General features: G+C 59.5%; 22 protein-coding genes. 5 read left to right on the plus strand and 17 right to left on the minus strand.

The genetic code is table 11. From position 1 onward, the window contains the following. The 7 genes from C8029_RS19400 to C8029_RS19430 form a co-directional block, all read right to left on the minus strand. On the minus strand, positions 1-1068 hold a 1068-nt coding region (locus C8029_RS19400), incomplete at its 3' end, for a transglycosylase SLT domain-containing protein (RefSeq protein WP_152003539.1). Beyond that, complete coding sequence (locus C8029_RS19405) at positions 1065-1274, minus strand: hypothetical protein (RefSeq protein ID WP_152003540.1); 210 nt, start codon at positions 1272-1274, stop codon at positions 1065-1067. The genes C8029_RS19400 and C8029_RS19405, both read right to left, overlap by 4 nt. Beyond that, a complete protein-coding gene (locus C8029_RS19410) occupies positions 1271-3649 on the minus strand; it encodes a VirB4 family type IV secretion/conjugal transfer ATPase (RefSeq protein WP_152003541.1) in 2379 nt (792 codons plus the stop codon). The genes C8029_RS19405 and C8029_RS19410 overlap by 4 nt, the downstream gene beginning before the upstream one ends. Next, on the minus strand, positions 3639-3917 hold the full coding sequence (locus C8029_RS19415; RefSeq protein ID WP_090271086.1) for a VirB3 family type IV secretion system protein: 279 nt from the start codon (positions 3915-3917) through the stop codon (positions 3639-3641). Before C8029_RS19415 ends, C8029_RS19410 begins: the two co-directional genes overlap by 11 nt. Before the next feature lie 131 nt (positions 3918-4048). Next, on the minus strand, positions 4049-4330 hold the full coding sequence (locus C8029_RS19420) for a TrbC/VirB2 family protein (protein WP_152003542.1): 282 nt from the start codon (positions 4328-4330) through the stop codon (positions 4049-4051). A gap of 16 nt (positions 4331-4346) precedes the next feature. Then, positions 4347-5024 (minus strand): lytic transglycosylase domain-containing protein, encoded by a 678-nt coding sequence (locus C8029_RS19425; RefSeq protein ID WP_502707614.1) that lies wholly within the window; start codon positions 5022-5024, stop codon positions 4347-4349. Continuing rightward, complete coding sequence (locus C8029_RS19430; RefSeq protein WP_152003543.1) at positions 4984-5298, minus strand: hypothetical protein; 315 nt, start codon at positions 5296-5298, stop codon at positions 4984-4986. Before C8029_RS19430 ends, C8029_RS19425 begins: the two co-directional genes overlap by 41 nt. A 132-nt stretch (positions 5299-5430) precedes the next feature. On the opposite strand from C8029_RS19430, the gene C8029_RS19435 reads away from it, so the two are divergent. Further along, positions 5431-6006 (plus strand): hypothetical protein, encoded by a 576-nt coding sequence (locus C8029_RS19435; RefSeq protein ID WP_152003544.1) that lies wholly within the window; start codon positions 5431-5433, stop codon positions 6004-6006. A 268-nt stretch (positions 6007-6274) separates the two neighbouring features. Here the strand turns inward: C8029_RS19435 and C8029_RS19445 are convergent, their stop codons facing one another. The 8 genes from C8029_RS19445 to paaN form a co-directional block, all read right to left on the minus strand. Further along, positions 6275-6484, minus strand: a complete 210-nt coding sequence (locus C8029_RS19445) for a helix-turn-helix domain-containing protein (protein WP_107722911.1) — start codon at positions 6482-6484, stop codon at positions 6275-6277. Between the two features lie 324 nt (positions 6485-6808). Continuing rightward, positions 6809-8758: a 3-hydroxyacyl-CoA dehydrogenase NAD-binding domain-containing protein gene (locus tag C8029_RS19450; protein ID WP_107722912.1), complete on the minus strand. Its 1950-nt coding sequence runs from the start codon at positions 8756-8758 to the stop codon at positions 6809-6811. A gap of 2 nt (positions 8759-8760) precedes the next feature. Further along, positions 8761-9462, minus strand: coding sequence for an ABC transporter ATP-binding protein (locus C8029_RS19455; RefSeq protein ID WP_152003545.1), 702 nt, complete (start codon positions 9460-9462; stop codon positions 8761-8763). Next, on the minus strand, positions 9449-10234 hold the full coding sequence (locus C8029_RS19460) for an ABC transporter ATP-binding protein (RefSeq protein ID WP_107722913.1): 786 nt from the start codon (positions 10232-10234) through the stop codon (positions 9449-9451). Before C8029_RS19460 ends, C8029_RS19455 begins: the two co-directional genes overlap by 14 nt. Further along, positions 10231-11187: a branched-chain amino acid ABC transporter permease gene (locus C8029_RS19465; RefSeq protein WP_107722939.1), complete on the minus strand. Its 957-nt coding sequence runs from the start codon at positions 11185-11187 to the stop codon at positions 10231-10233. Before C8029_RS19465 ends, C8029_RS19460 begins: the two co-directional genes overlap by 4 nt. Further along, complete coding sequence (locus C8029_RS19470; RefSeq protein WP_107722914.1) at positions 11187-12059, minus strand: branched-chain amino acid ABC transporter permease; 873 nt, start codon at positions 12057-12059, stop codon at positions 11187-11189. Before C8029_RS19470 ends, C8029_RS19465 begins: the two co-directional genes overlap by 1 nt. 68 nt (positions 12060-12127) lie before the next feature. Continuing rightward, complete coding sequence (locus tag C8029_RS19475) at positions 12128-13273, minus strand: ABC transporter substrate-binding protein (protein ID WP_107722915.1); 1146 nt, start codon at positions 13271-13273, stop codon at positions 12128-12130. Between the two features lie 37 nt (positions 13274-13310). Beyond that, a complete protein-coding gene (gene paaN / locus C8029_RS19480) occupies positions 13311-14960 on the minus strand; it encodes a phenylacetic acid degradation protein PaaN (RefSeq protein WP_107722916.1) in 1650 nt (549 codons plus the stop codon). 115 nt (positions 14961-15075) lie between these two features. On the opposite strand from paaN, the gene paaG reads away from it, so the two are divergent. The 4 genes from paaG to C8029_RS19500 all read left to right on the plus strand — a co-directional run bounded on the left by paaG (position 15076) and on the right by C8029_RS19500 (position 18345). Next, entirely contained in the window at positions 15076-15864 is a 789-nt protein-coding gene (gene paaG, locus C8029_RS19485) for a 2-(1,2-epoxy-1,2-dihydrophenyl)acetyl-CoA isomerase PaaG (RefSeq protein WP_107722940.1), read from the plus strand. 3 nt (positions 15865-15867) lie between these two features. After that, positions 15868-16317 (plus strand): hydroxyphenylacetyl-CoA thioesterase PaaI, encoded by a 450-nt coding sequence (paaI, locus tag C8029_RS19490; RefSeq protein ID WP_107722917.1) that lies wholly within the window; start codon positions 15868-15870, stop codon positions 16315-16317. Between the two features lie 30 nt (positions 16318-16347). Then, positions 16348-17655, plus strand: a complete 1308-nt coding sequence (gene paaK / locus C8029_RS19495) for a phenylacetate--CoA ligase PaaK (RefSeq protein ID WP_107722918.1) — start codon at positions 16348-16350, stop codon at positions 17653-17655. Between the two features lie 90 nt (positions 17656-17745). After that, positions 17746-18345, plus strand: a complete 600-nt coding sequence (locus tag C8029_RS19500) for a TetR/AcrR family transcriptional regulator (protein ID WP_107722919.1) — start codon at positions 17746-17748, stop codon at positions 18343-18345. On the opposite strand, the gene C8029_RS22565 is transcribed toward C8029_RS19500, so the two are convergent. Then, a complete protein-coding gene (locus C8029_RS22565) occupies positions 18329-18517 on the minus strand; it encodes a hypothetical protein (RefSeq protein WP_226946401.1) in 189 nt (62 codons plus the stop codon). The genes C8029_RS19500 and C8029_RS22565 overlap by 17 nt on opposite strands. Beyond that, a complete protein-coding gene (locus C8029_RS19505; RefSeq protein WP_226946404.1) occupies positions 18514-18939 on the minus strand; it encodes an LbetaH domain-containing protein in 426 nt (141 codons plus the stop codon). The genes C8029_RS22565 and C8029_RS19505 overlap by 4 nt, the downstream gene beginning before the upstream one ends. Positions 18940-18953: the final 14 nt, after the last annotated feature.

The following is an 18953-nucleotide window of genomic DNA, read 5'->3' on the forward strand; positions in this document are numbered from 1 at the left end:
GTCGGCGACGAGGTGCTGCGCATAGGCCGCCTCACGTTGCTGGTTTGCCGCCATCAGCCGGACGCGGAGGTTGAGGATGCGACCGATCTCGGCCTTGGCGTAGGTGTTGAGCTCCCAGGCCGCCTTGGCATTGGGTTGCGCGTCGATCTGCAGGATGATCGCCCGCAGGCGATTGATCACCTGCTCTGTGGTGGCGGAGCTGTCGACGGCGTAATAGACGCCGGCCTCGGAGATGCTGGCATATTCGGCGAGCGCAAAGTCCGAGGGTGAGAGCGTGCCGAGCGCATCGGCCCCGCCCACGACGGCGAGGTATTCGTTGTAGAACTTGGATATGTTGCGCACGTAGCCTTGCGTCTCGGCAAAGGGCGGCACGCCGCCATATTCGATGACCCGTCCCGGTCCCGCGTTATAGGCCGCGAGCGCGTGGGGGATGTTGCCGAAACGGTTGAGTTGGGTGGTGATGTAGCGCGCGCCGCCGCGCAGGTTGTCTTTCACGTCATAGCGGTCGACGCCGAGATCCGAGGCGGTGCCGGGCATGAGCTGGGTCAGTCCATAGGCCCCGACTGGGCTTTCGGCGGTCACGTTGAAGCGGCTCTCTTGCTTGATCAGGGCCTGGAAAAGGCAGCGCCACTGGGTGGCCGAGAGACCTGCGCGGGCCACACCGGGGGCGCCTGCGAACTCGCCCGCTACCTCGACGATCATCATCTCGACCGTCTCGCGGCCCTCGCCGAAAAGGCGGCTGTTCATTGGGCTTGGGTCGGTATTGGGATAGACCGCCGCCACTCCGAAATCCGCATTGCCCTCGAGCGCGCGGATATCGAAGCCGGGGCCGGTGATGGCCGCCGTCATCTCCTTGAGGACGCGGAGCTGGTCGGCCTGGACATCGGCCAGCGTGGACTCGGTCCGCTCCTTGTCCTGCTGAACGCCCAGATCCTCGGCGAGCGCTGTCACCTTTGCTACGGCGCGGCCGATCGCGGAATTGTCCTGCGTCGGCACGCCCTGGGCGAGCGCGGGCAGGGCACCAAGGCCAAGGCAGAACCCGGTGGATATGATCGCGGCGCGGCTCATTCCGGACGGGGCAGGGGTTCGAATGTGCAGTCAGGTTTGGCCGCCTGTTGAACCGGAGCGCCCATGGTAGAGACCGAAAGCGCGGACCGCGTCACCTGCGGCTCGCCGTTGCGTCCGAAGCAGGGCGAGGTTTTCTCGGTGTATTTCTCGCAAGCCGTGAGAAGGCCTGCGGCGGCGCAAAGCGCGAGAAGGGGTTTCAAACTCATATCACATGTCTCCAGAAATCGGGATTGGCGCGCCAATCGGCGGGCACACGGGCCTCGCCGGTGGCGCCACCACCAAGGATGGGGAGGAGGTCGCCGAGCGCGGAGAGATCGGTATCGACGAAGACGCTGTCACCCGCCGAGCGGACGAGCGCGATGCGCTGGCCGATGGTGGGCTGGACGAGAAGCGCTGCTTCCTTGGCGTTCACGCGCAGGAAGTCGTAATCCGAGATCGTGGCGCGGTCGTTCGGGAAGAGGATCTGGGTCGGGACCGTCTCGACGATGGTCTTGCCAACGCGGCTGTCGCGCAGCTGGCTCGGATACTGCGTCATCATGATCACAACGCAGTTCATCTTTCGAAGTGTGACCAGCCAGTTTTCCAGCCGCGCCCCGAAATACGGATCGTCGAGGAGCTTCCAGGCCTCGTCGAGCACGATGATGGTGGGGCGGCGATCCTCAACCACGCGTTCGATCTGGCGGAAGATATAAGAGAGCACCGCCATGCGTTCGGTCGTCATGTCGAGGATTTCGGTCATGTCAAACCCGACGATATCGCCCGTGAGCTTGAGGCCCGCGCCGCGCTCGGGCTCGTCGAAAACCCAGCCATAGCGCCCGCCTGGGGCCCATTCGGCGACACGGGCTTGCAATTCGCCATCGTCGTCGAGCGACTGGAACAGGGTCTCGAAACTTGAAAACTTCTGCAGCGCACTACCTGCATAGGCGTTCTGCGTAACGGCGCTCTGGATATGGCGCGACTGCTCGCCCGTGAGATTTCCGCCCCTTGTGAGAAGTGTCGAGAGCCAGTCCGAGAGCCAGGCGCGGCCGCGCTCATCGATCTCGGTCATCAGCGGATTGAGGCCCGTCGGCACGCCAGCGCGGATTTCGTTGTAGCGGCCGCCAAGGGCGCGGACGGCCATTTCGAGCCCGCGATCCTTGTCAAAAAAGAAAAGCCGCGCACCGACCCGTTGCGCCTGCGCTGCGAGAAAAGCTGCGGTGAGCGTCTTGCCGGTCCCGGTGCGTCCCAGCACAAGCGTATGACCGACAGTGGGTTCCTTGCCCGGGCTGCCCGTCTCATGGAAGTTGAACCGATAGCACGAGGTGCCGACCGTCGGCAGGACCGAGATGGTCTGGCCCCAGGGCGACTGATCCGGCCCACGGCCTTCGACACTGCCGTGCAGTGCCGCGAAATCCGCGAAGTTGATCGAGGAGATCGGCGTCTTGCGGGCGCGGTAGCCGAAGTTGCCGGGCGGCTGCGCGAAGTAGGTGGCTTTCAACGCCATGTTCTCGCGCACGATCACAGACATGATTTCCTGGCCCACGCGCTTGATCTGGGCGGCGGCGCGTTCGAGCATTTCGCGATCCGGCGCGTAGACCGCGATGGAAAGGTGATGGTCGCCGAAGGCGATGCGGCCTGCTTCCTGGTCATCGGCGGCCTGGCCCAGTTGTTCCCGCAGAGAGACGGCGGCATCGTCGGAAGCCTGCATCTGGCGGATGATGCGCTGGATTCGTTCGGCCATGATGTTGTTCGGGATCGGGCTGAAGGAATTCGTCAGAACGATGTCGAGCGGCAGGTCGAGCGCATCGAGCAGTGTGACGTCCGTGAGTGCCGGATAGGTCTTCATGGAAAAGAGCGCGCCGTATTTGACCCGGCCGGTCACGGCATCGGTCAGGGTGACGACATCGCCGTCAAAGGTCGCGCGGCAATTGCTCAGCGTGTGCGAGAGGGGCAGGGCGCTTTGCCCGAAGGCGATGGGGGAGAAGCTGCCTGCGTTCAGCGTGTTGAGATAGCCTAGCCATTCACCGCCCGACTTCGTGAGCCTGACGGGATTGGCCGAGGCAAGCGCCACCTCGAAGAAGCCCATGACCTCATTCAGCTCCTGCATCCGGGTCGCGCGGTCCTTGACCCAGGCCTTGCGGGCCAGCGCCCGAAGGAGCGGAATGCGCGCGGAGATGTCTGGGCGCCGGATGACGCTGAGATAGAGCTGTCGCTTGGCCGGGCGCAGGTCTTTGACATGGGCCTGCCAACGCGCATCGATCGCGGCGGCGAAGCTGCCCCCTTCGATGGGGCGCATGCCGAGATCCTGCGGGACTGAGATCCGGTGGATGTAGAAGCCGAAGGCGTTGCCGGTCTGGGCGACGATGGCCGCGACCGCGCGTTTGAGCGCATCGAGCCGGGCGTCCTCACTGGTCATCGGATTGAGCCCGTTGAGGCGCAGGGTCGCCATGAGGTCCCCCTCGCGCAGCACCATCACATCGTCATCGGCGAAGGCGAAGTACGGCAGGTGCTCCGCGAGATAGCTTTCGCGCGCGAAGTCACCGCCGCCTGCTTGACGCAGGGCGGGCCCAACAGTGGAAAGCGTGCCTGCATCAAGCGCCAAAGCTGTCGCCTCCGTGCAGCTTTCGGTTCTTCGTCGGGCGGACTGAGCCGTAGGAAACGCGCAGCACCTCGAAGAAATGCGGCTCCCGGTCAGCGACGAACCAGAGGATCGGATAGGCGACCAGACCAATCAGGAAGAAGACCATCGACTTCGTCCAGATGAACGGCAGAACGACCCCGCTTGCCAGCACCACGAGGTATCCGACGGGGAGACCCAGATACTTGGGCGGACGGGCGAGACCCAGAAAGAGGGGGGATTGTTGGGCCATTTAGTGCGTGTTTCGCTCAGCAAGAAAAGAGTATCCGAAGGCGGGTCCGAGGCAGCGTTTGCGCAGTACAACGCGTTCGGACCCACCGAAGGATGCCTTCTTGCGAAACACGCACAGTGCTTTCCAGCTCATCACGAGAACCCATCCACAATCGTCCCCGCCGAGAAGATCAGCACGATCCCGATTATCACGGACGCGAACCAGCCCCAGTTCAGCCGTCCCATCATGCACATGAAACCGGTGCCGATGACGGCAAGCGTGGCGACCGCGATCCCGATGGGGCCGGTCAGCGCGGCCTCGACGGTCTCCAGCATGGTCTGGATGGGTGACAAGTCTTGGGCGAGGGTGGGCGTTGCGAAAACCGCCAGGGTTGTGGCGACAGGCAAGAGGCGGCTGAGGCGATGTCGAAGCATGCGAAGTTCCCTTGTTTTACTGAAGTTCGATGAGGACGGGCGCGCGAGTAGGCACCCGGTCCGCGACACGGATGTCCGGCGCGGAAACAGGCGTACCCGCCAGCCGGGACCTGTTCCGGTGGATGCGCGCAATATAGTCGCGGGTCTCGCTGAAGGGCGGGATGCCGGAATACGCGACCACCCGGTGCGGCCCGGCATTGTAGGCCGCAAGCGCCAGGTCGATGTCCTTGAACATGGCGAGCTGCGCGAGCAGATAGCGCGCTGCGCCGTCGAGGTTCTGGGACGGGTCGCGCGGATCGACGCCGAGCGCACGGGCTGTGTCTGGCATCAGCTGGCCCAAACCATAAGCGCCCTTGGGGCTGACGGCGGTCGGGTTATAGCTGCTTTCGGCCTCGACCAGGGCGCGGAACAAGACCTGCCAGTCATCAGCATCCAGACCAACCTTGCGCAGGGCGCGGTTCTCTTGGTGGCGATCTGCGGTGGCGCGGATTAGAGCAAGGATTCCGCTGTCACTGGAAGGCGGCGTGGCGTCCAGCGAGGCCAGAACAACATCGGCTTCAGTGCTATCATCCAGACCAGCCCAAGCAGGCCGCTCGCCGTGGAAGGTCCAACCGTAGGTCCGGGCCGTGCCGTCGCGGCCGAAGGCGATGACGTCAGCCGCGCTCCTCGAGGGAGATGCTGTAGTCAGGACCAAAGCGCAGATCGCGCCCGTCACCGAACTCGAGATGATGCTTGAAGAGACCCGGCCATATGTTGAAATACCGCGGCTCAGGCCCGTGTGGGGTGATCCGGGTCGAGACCAGAATGGCTTCCGGTTCGCCGATCCGAAGGTAGATGCACTGGTAGCGCGGCTTGCCATCGTCCGTGAACCCCACGAGTTCATACCGGCAGCGGAACGCGATGCCCTTTTCGGACAAGTCTTTGACACCATCGATGGTGATCAGGATCTGGTTGCGCGCTATCGGCATGTTCGGACTCTCCCCATGAGAGCCCTTCTACTGGATGACAGTAAGGCCATAAAGTCATATGGAGTCAATACGACATATTGCAGAAAAATACAGATTGCACGATAGTTGCCGCAACTTTTGCGGGAGAGCGACATGAAACGGCAAGCGATGGCGGCGATTATCGGGGTGTTTGGGGCTCTTGGGGTGCCGGACGAGGCGCGGGCCTATGACATCGACTGCGCCATCATGCTCTGCATGGCCGGCGGGTTCCCCCCGAGCGCTGTCTGCGCGCGCGCCTATCGCACGATGATTCGCCGGATCACGCCCTGGCCGAGCCTGCCGCCCTTCGGGGTCTGCACTTTCGCCCATGTGCCGGTCGATCTGGGTGGGCCCGGCGGAGAGGGGGAACTCGACACCAATCTACCGGAATACGAATGGCTTAACCGCACCCATGTGATCTGGTTCACCGGGCAGTCGTATGAGGCGCGCGACGACGGTCGGAAGTGGAGATGGTCCATCAAGTCATGCGATCGCGAGAACCGGATCTGCCGATACATTCAACGAGTCAGCGGCGCGGACAGGCCTTGGTCGGAAACATTCATTTCTGAGGGTGGGCAGGTGGTGAAGTTTCCGTCACGCGGTCGTGGTGAGTTCTACACCCGAGGCGTCTTGGTCGAATACGGGGACTATGAGGGCAACATGGGCCACTCAGAGTGGTTCTCCTACTGATCTTCGTTATTGGGCATCTTGAGTGAAAACGGTCGCACAATGACACGCGTAACGTCGTAGCTGTCTGGGTCGACAAAGTGGCGCCGACTCACGGATCCATCGTCCCAACGGTAGTCGGTGAACACATGGGTTTTCTGCGTTCCGTCGATGATAAACCCTTCCTGAAAGGGGCAACCTGTCTTTCTTTTCGTCATAAATCCGCGCCACTCGTACTGTTCTTGCCGTTTTGTCTTTCGTGTTGGGGGGGATCAAACCCGGAGGAAACGGACTAGCGCTTCACAAAAAGCTCGACGGGATCGACATTGAGCGCCTTGGCGATGCGTTCGAGAAGATCGAGGGAGGCCGCGAACTTGGCGTTCTCGACCTTGCCCATATGGCCGCGGCTCACGTCGGCCCGATGAGCAAGCTCCTCCTGGCTGAGGCCGCGGGCGCGTCTCAAGTCCTGGATGTTCAGTGCTACACGGTCCCGCAAGTTCATGCCGCTGAGACGGACATGGTGCGCGAAATATCGCCACGCGATATATGTTACATTTGGAGCTGTAGAGAAGAATTCTTGGAACGGCGCGAGATCGCCGGAATGGAATGCCTGCCGATACGCAGGTCACGGGATGATCCGTCTCGCAAACATTATGGGCCGTTCAATCGTTCTTTCGGAAAAGGGCGGCACCGGCAAAACCGGTGCCGCTAGGAATTCGCCCACAGGGAGGTTGTAGAGGACGAATTCTACACGGAAATTTGGGTCAGCCAAAAATCTCATAATTATATCTATGTAAAAATTTTCCAGAGATAGAACAACTGGGGCTTATCTTGTGGTATGCTGACTCGCATCTCGAAACCACATTGGCCCACCTTTCCACCGCGGAAATCCATAGCCGTGGATTTCAACAAGGTCGATATCGGCGGGATTCTGCGCGATACCCTCGTCTAAGATCATCTGTCCCTCTGCGGCCATTGCCCCGATCAGCCTGTCAGCGATTTCCTTATGCGTCGGGCTATACGCGCTGGTGATCCGGTACTTCAGCAATTTGGACACTGTTGAAGATGGCTTCGGGCCGCGACTTCCTTCGACGTAGTCGTACCATCCGCCCATGGTCTTCTGCCCCTTGCGCCCCGCGCCGACGAGGATGTCACTCAGAGTCTCTGGCACGTCTTGGCCGGCAGCCCTCGCTCCCTCGCGCTGTAAGAAAGCGATGTCGAGGCCACCCAGATCTTGGGCCTCGAATGGTCCCATCTTCAAACCAAAAGCGCGCATTGCTTGGTCGATCTCGGAAATCGGCACGCCGTTTTCAACGAGCGCCTCGGCTTCGGAACGATAGCGTTTGAGGATGCGGTTTCCGATGAAGCCTTCGCAAATCCCCGCCTGCACTGGAATCTTGTTTAGCCGCCCGGCCAGTGCAAATGCCGTAGCCAGGACATTTTTCGCCGTATCCTGTGTCGGTACAATTTCGAGCAGCCGCATCAGATGGGCGGGGCTGAAAAAGTGCAGTCCGATGAACCGCTCAGGGTTGGGAAGGCCTTGGGCTATCTCGCGTGGGTCGAGATAGGAGGTATTGGTTGCCAGCACTGCATTCGGCGCGCACACTTCACCCAGCTGAGCGAACACCGCGCGCTTGACGTTGATTTCTTCGAACACGGCCTCGATTATCAGATCGCACCCGGCAAGCTGCGCATACTCCGTGGATCCGGTTACCCCGTCCATCTTTAGGGTGCGGCTCTCTTCGCTGAGTTTTCCCCGTCTCACGGCCGCGGCAAACACATTGTCGATGTTGGCAAGGCCGCGGGCCATGGCGGCATGGTCACGCTCGATAAGCATGATACGCATTCCGGCATTGCGACAGGCCGCCGCAATGCCTGCGCCCATGGTTCCCCCACCGATCACACCGACCGTTTCAAACGGGCGCGGTTCTACGCCCTTTAGCGTGACCGGGCGCGGTGCCGCACGTTCGGCGAAGAAAACATGGCGCAAAGCGGCGGCCTCGTCTGAAGTGCGAAGATCGAGAAACGTCTCACGTTCCTTGGCCATAGCATCAGAGAAGGATGCCTCGGTCGCAAAGCGCAGACAGTCCAGAGCGCGCAATGGTGCCTGATGGCCGGCTTTGGCCGCAGATTTGCGGGCCTCGGCCCAGAATTCCTCAGGCATGGGTGATATGAAGCGTTCCGAGACAGGCGGTGGCTGGGAAGCGCTTAGCGACTCACGGGCAAAAGAGATGGCCGCGTTTTCCAGATCGCTATCCACCACGGCATCAATCAACCCGGCCCCAAGCGCTTTGGCCGCTGACCAAGGTTTGCCGGATGTGACCAATTCGACGGCCGCCGAAACACTCACAAGGCGCGGGGTGCGCACGGTGCCCGAGGCGCCCGGAATAACGCCTAAGGTTACCTCAGGCAGTCCCAGCTTGGCGCCGTCCAATGCGATGCGAAAACGACAGCCCATAGCCACTTCAAGACCGCCGCCCAGAGCCGCACCATGGATTGCGGCCACCCATGGCTTTGTGGCGGCTTCGATCCGCGCCACCACATCGGGCAGATGCGGCGGAACAGGCGGCGCGCCGAACTCGCGCACGTCAGCGCCAGCGATAAAGGTTCGGCCGGCGCAGATCAGCACCACGGCTTTGACTGCAGGATCATCGTCCAATGTTGGGACCATGTCCCACAGCCCTTTGCGGACAGCTTCGGACAGCGCATTTACGGGCGGGCTATCAACTGTGACAATGGCGATTTCACCCTCGTGGCGAAGTCTCAGTACGGTCATGATTATAGTCCCAAATAAGCTTCGCGGATGCGGGGGTCGGCGATCAGTTCGGGGGCAGGACCGGTTATTGTGACCCGCCCCGTTTCCATCACATAGCCGCGGTCGGCAATCTTCAGCGCGCCGTAGGCGTTTTGTTCCACCAGAAGGATTGTCACGGCCCGCTCCTTGAGCAATTTCACCACGTCAAAAATTTGCGCAACCAAAAGTGGCGCCAAACCCATCGAGGGCTCATCCAACAACAGGCAATGCGGCCGACCCATCAGCGCGCGGGCAATGGCTAGCATTTGTTGTTGCCCACCCGATAGGCCCCCTGCAGCAAGGTTGCGTTTTTCTTTGAGCGCGGGGAACATGGTGTACGCATCCTCCATGTCCCGCTCCACCCGATCATCGGTGAACAGGAACGCGCCGAGGCGCAGGTTCTCTTCGACCGAGAGATTGGTGAAGATCTGTCGACCCTCCGGCGATTGCGCGAGGCCACGGCTCAAGCGTTTATGTGCCGGAACGGAGGCAAAGCTTTCGCCGCGAAAGACAATGTTGCCCTCACTCACCGGCTGGGTGCCGGAGAGACATTTCAGCAAAGTGGTCTTGCCCGCCCCATTGGCTCCCACGACGGTGACAATCTCGCCGGAGTTCACCTCAAGATCGACGCCGTGCAGTACTTCGATGCGCCCGTAACGTGAGCGCATGCCCTCAACCGTCAACATGAGCGGCCTCCCCTTCTTCTGTGCCAAGATAAGCGGCGATGACGTCCGGGTTACGCGAAACGGTCGCCGGATCGCCCTCTGCAATCTTTTCACCATGGTCCAGCACGACGATATGGGTCGAGATGCGCATGACCATTTTCATGTCGTGTTCAACGAGCAGAATGGCGATCCCGGAGGCGGCCAGTTCCACAATAAGATGGTCAATTTCTTCGGTCTCGACGGCATTGCACCCCGCCGCTGGTTCATCGAGCAACAGGATTTTGGGGTTCAACGCCAGCGCACGGGCGATTTCGAGCCGCTTAAGTGCGCCGTAAGACAGGTTGACCGCCTCTTGTTCGGCGGCCTTGTCCAATCGGACCCGTTGCAACAGCTGGCGCGCACCATCGCGGGCTTCAGTTGCGCGCCGTTTGACGGAGGGCAAGGCCAGAAGATCGGCCCAGACCGACCCGCGTTCTTGGAGGTGATAACCGGCCAGGACATTATCAAGAACGGTCATCTCTTGGAAGATTTGCAAGTTTTGAAACGTGCGCGACAGGCCCATTTCGGCCAGCTTGTTGGGCTGTGTTCCGGTCACCTCTTGACCGCTCAGGGATACAGATCCCATACTCGGCAAATAAATACCGGAGATCATATTAAACAACGTGGTTTTTCCTGCTCCGTTCGGGCCGATAACCGAAACGATTTCACCTGGTTTCACCGAAAAACTCACATCGTTGACAGCCTTCAGCCCGCCGAAGCTGATGCCAAGGCCCTTGACGTTCAAAAGGGTCATTCACCTGTCCCCCGTAGCCGACGTGCAATTGAGGGCAAAAGCCCCTGTGGCAGAAAGATCATGACGACAATCATCACCGCACCCAGCACAAGTTGTTCATATTCTGCAAAAACAGTGAGCACCTGCGGCAGCAGCGTCAGGATGACGGCGCCGAGGCTCGCCCCAAGCACAGAGCCGACACCACCGAGCACTGCCATGGTAACCATTTCGACCGAATGCAGAAAGCCCGCCACGTCTGGGGTGACATATTGATTTTGCAGCGCCAAGAGCGAACCTGCGACCGAGGCATAAACCGCCGAGATCACAAAGGCGCGCAGTTTCAGTTTGGCCACATCGACGCCCACGGTCGCGGCCGCAACTTCGGATCCATGCAGTGCACGCATGGCGCGGCCTGTCGGGCTGTCGAACAGGTTGAGCGCGATCCAAGCCCCGATCAACAGGATGATGCCAGAGAACATATACCAGAACTCGCCACCAGACAGTTTCCATCCCATATCCCGTAGCAGGCTACGCAGACCAAGATCGGCCACGGCCATCCCGTCCGGTCCCCCGGTCAAAGCCCGCTCATTGGTCAGGACCATCGACACAAGGATGCCAAAGCCCAGCGTCGCAACGGCCAGATAGTAGCCCTTAAGTCGCAGGATCGGTTTGCCGATCAACGCGGCCATGACTGCGGAGAGCATCGCGCCCAACATGACAGCTAGGCCGGGATGCAGGCCGAGATGTTCGGGGGTAAGCGCACAGGCATAGGCCCCTATCCCGGCAAACCCAGCATGGCCAAGGCTGATTTGCCCCGCATAGCCGATGAGAACGACGAGTCCGATCACCGCCAGCGCATTGACGAAAATCAGCGCGCCGACCCGGTAGTAATAGCCCGAGGGAAAGAAGGCGGGCAGCACAGCAATTAGAACCGCCAAAAGCCCAAGTTGAATCCATTTGTTTCGGGAGGTCATCATACACGCTCCGTCGTTTTTTTACCGAAAATGCCTTGCGGCATGACGAAGAGCACCCCGAGGATAACGATAAAGGCCATCGCGTCCTTGTATTGCGAACTCAGATATCCGGCGGTCAGAGCCTCAAACAGACCCAAAAGCAACCCGCCCAGAAGCGCGCCTTTGGGGTTGCCCATCCCGCCCAGCATGGCGGCGGCAAAGCCTTTGAGGGCGAGCGCAACGCCCACATCATAGCTCACCAGCGTGATCGGTGTGACCAGCACACCTGCGAGCGCCCCAATGGCGGCAGATAGCCCGAAGGACAGGGTCATCACCCAGCCGGTGTTGATCCCGACAAGCTGGGCGGCGAGCCGATTGTTGGCCGTGGCCAGCACCGCTTTGCCGGTGAGCGTATGGGTGAAAAACAGCCATAGGCCAACAAAGACCGCAATGGCCCCGCCGATCACCCACAGGCTTTGCGGTAGGATTGTTGCACCAAAAATGGCAATCGGGTCATCGCCTGAAAAGCTTGGAAAGCGGTGCAATTGTTTGTCAAAGACCAGCTGAGCGGCCCCACGGATCAGGATTGAGGCTCCGATGGTGATGATGATCAATGACACCACGGGCGCGCCGCGTGCGGGTTCGATTGCCAGCTTGTTCAGCGCCACACCAATCGCGGCAGTGACAAGAACCGCGATCACGGCGGCCAACGGCAGGGGCAAACCCGCCTCAAAGGCGAAGACGGTGATCATCCCGCCCAGCATGACAAATTCGCCTTGGGCGAAATTGACCACGTCGGAGGCATTATAGATGATTGTGAATCCCAGCGCGACAAGTGCATAAACAGCACCCACGGTCAGGCCGGAGAATATGAATTGCAGCAGGGCGTCCATTGGGGCTCCCGAAATAATGTGGCGTTATGAGGAGTGCGGCCGGAGTGGGCCCCGGCCGCGAGGATGGATCAATCAGCAGAGGTCCAGCGACCGTCCTTGATCTCAAGCATCCGGAAAGCGCTGAGATCGAGGCCAAGATGATCCTCGGGAGAGAAAGTATAAATGCCGGTGGTGCCAACGAGGCCGGAGGTTGCCTCAAGCGCATCGCGGATATCCGATGGGTCATCACTTCCCGCGCGTGCCATCGCGTCGGTCATCAACGCAAAGGCGTCATGCGCATAACCGCCAAAGGCCGAGACATCCTGATCGTATTTCGCTTTGTAGGACGAAATATAGGAGGTGACGACCGCGTATTGAGGGTCATTTTCGGCCAAGAGATCCGCGATCAGAAGTGCGGTGCCCGGCAAACGTACGCCTTCTGCGGCCTCAGGCCCGGCCAATTCAATGAACGCATTCGATGCAACGCCGTGGCTTCCATAAAGCGGGATGTCAAAGCCCAGTTGTGCAACGTTGCGGGTGACGATGGCGGGCCCTTGCCCAAAGCCTGGGTTGAGAACAGCCTGCACCCCTTCGGTATTGCGGATGCGGGTCAATTGCGGCGTCACGTCGGCGTCCTGCGGGCCATAGGTCTCGTCGGCGAGAACAGTGATGCCATAGGTGCCCGCAACATCCTTACACTGCGCCTGCATGGAGGCCCCGAAACCGTCGGTGCCCGAAATCATGCCGATGTTGGTGATGCCCTGCGCCGTCATGTCCGCAAATATCTTTTCACAAGCCATGCGGTCGGTGTGCGGTGTCTTGAACACGTTGACCCGCACCGGATCAATGATCGAAATTGCACCGGCGAGCGAGATAAAGGGGATGCCCTCGTCATCGGCCACCGACAGGATCGACATGGTGGTGCCGGTGGTCGAACCGCCGATAATGGCCACGACCTCGTCATCCTCGACCAAACGGGTCGCAAAAGTGCGCGCCTTGTTTGGGTCGCCACCGTCATCATAAAGCGTCAACTCAATTTCTTCGCCGTTGATGCCGCCGTTTGCGTTCAGTTTTTCGACCAGCATCTCAAGCGTTTTCGCCTGGGGGTCGCCCAGAAATGCCGCAGGGCCGGTCGCGGACAGGCTGGCGCCGAGGCGAATTTCGGCCTGTGATGCTGTCGCACCCAGTGCGATGAGCGTGGCCAATGCCGTTGTGTGTATGGTTTTGGCTTTCATGGTCTCTCCTCCCATTAAACTTTTTTGAAAGCTTGGATTAGGCTGCTTTAGGCCTTCGGATCATGACGCGCCGGAAACGCGGCGCGACAAAGGCGGCATCGGTCAGGCTGGCATTGCCAGCCGGGTTCGCGCCGGTGACGTGAAAGTCTGAAAATGCCGCCGATTGGTTGACGTAAATGTTGCCAGTGAGATTCACCGAAAGGTTCACGCCCGCCTTGGCAAAGGCTTTCGCGGCCGCATCAATCAGCGCGTCGTCCTGAGCATAGAGGGCAGCGGTGATCGCCCCTTTGCGTTTGGCCACATCCGCCGCGCGGGAAATCGCTTCCGCAGCATCGGCACAGGGGATGATAAAGGACACAGGTCCGAAACATTCCTCGTCTTGCGGACCCTGTATGCCATCAACCACAATCATCAGTGGCGTTGCGCTCTGGCCCTGCCCGGTCTCACCGCTCTCACGGATTACCTGGCCCGCCGCGCGCGCCTGGCCTATGCGCTCAAACGTGGCAGAGTTGATGATCGTGCCACAGACACCTGCCGCCCGGTCCGGGTCATCAAGCAGGGCGTCGATGGCCGAGGCAATACCGGCCACAACGTCGTCAAATCTTTTAGGCTCTTCGTCGGTCCCAATCCCACCCTCAGGAATGTAGATATTCTGCGGCGAGGTGCACATTTGACCGGAGTAAAGCGACAGGGAAAAAGCGAGGTTCGCGCACATCCCTTTGAAATCATCTGTTCCGGTGATGGTGACCGAATTCACTCCAGTTTCTTCGGTAAATACCTGTGCGGGTCCGGCATTGGCGCGGATCCAATCGGCAAAGCCCGAGGAGCCCGTGTAGTCGATGATTTTCACATCCGGGTGGCTCACGAGGGTTTTGGTGATTTCCGCTCCGGGCGCATCTGAGGCTAGAAGCACGGCATCTTGGGGCAATCCCGCTTCAGCAAATACCTCACGCAAAACACGGACGGTCAAGGCCAGCGGCAGAATGGCGCGGGGGTGCGGTTTGATGATCACGGGGTTTCCGGTGGCAAGGCTGGCGAAAATGCCCGGATAGCTGTTCCATGTGGGAAAGGTGTTGCAGCCAATGGTCAAAGAGACGCCACGCGGCATCAGATGCCACTGTTTTTCGATCACGATGGGGGCATGTTTGCCCTGTGGCTTTGTCCATGTGGCTTGGGTCGCGCTGCGGGTCATCTCACTCCAAGCCATGGCCAAGGCTTCAAGTCCACGATCTTGGGCGTGGGGTCCACCTGCCTGAAACGCCATGGCAAAGGCCTGTCCGGTTGTGTGCATGGTCGCGTGACCAAGCAGGAAACTCATTTTGTTGAGGCGGACCAATGCCTCAAGCAAAGCCCCCACGCGCACTTCAGGCCCAGCCTCGGCAAATGCCTCGGTCACGGCCTGTGACGCCATGACGAATGCGGCGGCATCTGTGGTGGGATAGGACATCGCCATATCCTTCCCCCAAGGGGACATCTCTGCCCCAACGCGGGCCGTCTCAGGATGCCCGGGTATTTCAAAGGCCTGTCCTATCAGGGCCTCAAAGGCGGCGTCGGCTTCTGCTCTCGCGGAGTTGCCATAGATTTTACCGCTGGGAATTTCGGGAAAAGGCGTCCAGAATTCACGCGTCTCCAACGCCCTCAGGGCGTCCTCAAGCAATCCGCTGTGGCGGTCGAACATGTTTTGCATTGTTCCTCCCAAAACTTGAATCACATTATTGACCGACCGGACGGTTTATGCAACAACAAATCTCATTCGCTCACTGGAGGGGGCTGGGAGGAACCGAATGATCACATCTGATACTATGTCTGATACCGTGCTGGCGTCGCTTGATGCCGGTGTTTTGACCTTAACACTGAACCGTCCGGATAAATTGAACTCCTTTAACCAGGAAATGCATCTTGCCCTGCGCGCACAAATCACCCGCGCTCATGAGGACAGTGAGATACGCGCTGTGCTTTTGACGGGTGCGGGTCGCGGGTTTTGTGCGGGACAGGATCTTGGCGATCGGGACCCCCGCAAAGGGGGCCCAAAACCCGATCTCGGCCATACGATCGAGACCTTTTACAATCCCACCCTGCGTTTGATCCGGGCCCTGGAAAAACCCGTCATCTGTGCTGTAAACGGTGTGGCGGCCGGCGCCGGGGCGAATATCGCTTTTGCCTGCGACATCGTCCTGGCGGCGAAATCGGCCAAATTCATCCAGGCTTTTTCCAAGATTGGCCTCATCCCCGATGCCGGTGGCAGTTGGACCTTGGCCCGCATCATCGGAGAACCGCGAGCCAAAGCTTTGACCATGACGGCCGAGCCTCTCATGGCTGAGACAGCGGCCGATTGGGGTCTGATTTGGAAAGCGGTGGAGGATGATGATCTTTTGGCGGAGGCTACGGCTTTGGCCGGACGGCTGGCGGCAGGACCAACGCTGGGTCTCGGACTGACCAAGCGAGTGATCCAAGAGGCCGCGACCACGGACCTCGATACTCATCTGGACCGTGAACGTGACCTTCAACGCGAAGCAGGGTACTCAGAGGACTATGCCGAGGGTGTGACCGCCTTCCTCGAAAAACGCGCTCCGACGTTCAAGGGGCGCTGACCCATGACAGATGTCACGCAACTGTCGCCACAGGCGCTGGCTGAGGCCTGTGCCAAGGTCATGTGGAATGACGATTCCGCCAGCCAACGCCTCGGTATGACCCTTGACCATATCGCCCCGGGTAAGGCTAAGCTGTCGATGACCATCACCAAAGCCATGTCAAACGGTCATGGAAATTGCCATGGTGGGTATCTCTTTACCTTGGCGGACAGCGCCTTTGCTTTTGCCTGTAATAGCTACAATCAGATCGCTGTGGCACAGCAGTGTTCGATCACCTACCTCATCCCCGGGCGCATCGGCGACCGGATGACGGCTGCCGCCTGTGCTGTGTCGCAACGGGGACGGTCCGGCCTCTACGATATTCGCATTACCAACCAAGACGGCGCGCATGTGGCCGAATTTCGCGGCCATTCTCGCACCATCAAGGGCACCCATCTGTCGATCGACACTTGATCGCACACTGACATTGCAAGGGAGGAAACCATGCAAAATCTGACACCGTCGCCCAAGGACCTTGATCCAATCGAAATCGCCTCGCGCGATGAAATCTCTGCGTTGCAATTTCACAGGATGAAACGGTCTCTCAGACACGCGTTCGAAAATTCACCGTTCTACCGCAACAGATTTATTGAATATGATGTTCACCCCGAAGATTTGAAGTCTCTTGAAGATATCGTCAAATTTCCCTTCACCAAAAAGCAGGATCTGCGCGACACTTATCCCTTTGGCATGTTTGCCGTACCGCAATCAAAGTTGGTGCGTATCCATGGATCGTCCGGCACCACCGGAAAACCAACCGTGGTCGGCTACACGGCCTCAGACATCGACCATTGGGCAAATCTGATCGCACGCTCAATCCGCGCGGCGGGCGGACGTCCCGGCGATATGCTGCACAATGCTTATGGCTATGGCCTGTTCACCGGCGGGATCGGTGCGCACTACGGGGCGGAGCGCCTCGGCTGTACCGTGGTCCCGATCTCTGGTGGCATGACTGAACGTCAGGTGACGTTGATTGATGATTTCAAGCCGCGCATTATCATGGTCACGCCTTCCTATATGTTGTCGATCCTCGATGAGTTCCGTCGTCAAGGTCTGGACCCGCGCGAAAGCTCACTTGAGATCGGCATTTTTGGTGCTGAACCGTGGACCAACGCGATGCGTGAGGAAATCGAAGAGGCGTTTGATATGCATGCCGTGGACATCTATGGCCTGTCCGAAGTGATGGGGCCCGGCGTGGCACAGGAATGCGTCGAGAGCAAAGATGGGTTGCACATATGGGAAGACCATTTCTACCCGGAAATTATTGACCCGATGACGGGGGAGACGCTGCCCGATGGTCAAATGGGGGAGCTTGTGTTCACCACGCTGACCAAAGAAGGCTTGCCGATGGTCCGCTACCGGACCGGTGACTTGACCCGCCTCTTGCCAGGCACGGCACGCTCAATGCGCCGGATCGAAAAAATCACGGGCCGCTCAGACGATATGATCATCCTGCGTGGCGTGAACGTGTTCCCAACCCAGATCGAAGAGCAGATTCTGAAATGCAAAGGCTTGTCCCCGCATTTCCAGATCGAGCTGACCCGCGCCGGCCGGATGGACACTCTGACGGTCCATGTCGAATGTGCACCCGGCTCAAGTGATGAAAGCACGCGCGAGGCTTCGGCCAAAGAGCTTGCTCACCACATCAAATCGGTTGTGGGGGTATCCACAAAGATCGACGTGCAGGATCCTGAGCAAATCGCCCGCTCAGAAGGCAAAGCCAAACGGGTTATAGACAACCGTAAAAATTGACTGCCCGTCCGGCTGGTCAATGAATTGCAAACTCTGTAAGCAGGGGGTAAAGAACCCCCTGCTTACCCGTTTCTAGGAAGTTTTCTGCTTATGGCCAGGACCCGCGCAAGTGATTTTGAAGAAAAACAAACCAGCCTCTTGTTGGATGCCGCTCATGTTTTTGCCACACTAGGCATGGAGAAAGCCTCCATGTCCCTGATCGCCTCAACGGCGGGGGTCTCAAAATCTTTGCTGTATCATTACTACCCCTCCAAGAGTGCCTTGATTTTTGCCATCATTCACACCCATTTGGAAGCTTTGGAGACGGCCCTCGCTCAGGCCAACGATGAATCGCTTGTCCCGGAAAAGCGCCTGGAAACCTTGGTGAGAACGGTGATTCAGGCCTATAAGGGCGCGGACGATCAGCATAAGGTTCAGCTGAACGCCGGAGCCGCGCTCTCAGAAGAGCAAAAGCAAAAAATTTCCACGCTTGAGCGACGGATCATTTCCTATTTTGCAAACGTCATCCGTGAGATCCATCCCAAGCTTGATCGTCCAGAGCGCCCGCTTTTGATGCCCGTCACCATGTCGCTTTTTGGTATGATGAACTGGGTCTATATGTGGTTTCGCGATGATGGCCCGATTGCCCGCGAAGACTATGCTGAAATCGCAACGACTCTGCTGCTTGAGGGCGTCAAGGCGGTGCGCTAAAGTCTTTGCGCTCCAACACCAGCGGATCAAAACGCGGTGCCGCCACACGACGCCGATTCGGCTCAACCTCGGAGAGGGGCGTGGCGGAGGCGAGTTTGTCTTTGGCCTCCAGGGCAAGCTGTTGATAGACGCCGGTGCCCCGACGTTTCCAATCAATTTCCACTTCGGTCAACTCACGAACCACGCGAGCCGGCGAGCAACCGCCATGCAGTTGGGCGGAATCAGTGCCCCGGCCTTCACGAATGCCAGCGCGCCTAAGATGCTGTTCTCCCCGATCACCGCCTCGTCCATGACCACCGCATTCATCCCGACCATGGCGTTGGGCCCGATCCGACAGCCATGCAGCACAGCTCCGTGACCAATATGGCCAAGTTCTTCGACCAAAACGTCCTTCCCCGGAAAGGCATGGGCGACACAGGTTTCCTGCACATTCGATCCGGGCCGCAACGTGATCCGCCCGTAATCCCCGCGCAGCACTGCGCCGGGACCGACATAACAGCCGGCCCCCACGATCACATCCCCCACCAGCACCGCCGTTGGGTGGACAAAGGCCAGCGGGTCGATCACCGGCACCACGCCATCATAGGAAAACACCTGTGCCAAGGGGA

The organism is Roseobacter sp. TSBP12 (assembly GCF_009129705.1).
Lineage (GTDB): Bacteria > Pseudomonadota > Alphaproteobacteria > Rhodobacterales > Rhodobacteraceae > Celeribacter > Celeribacter baekdonensis_A.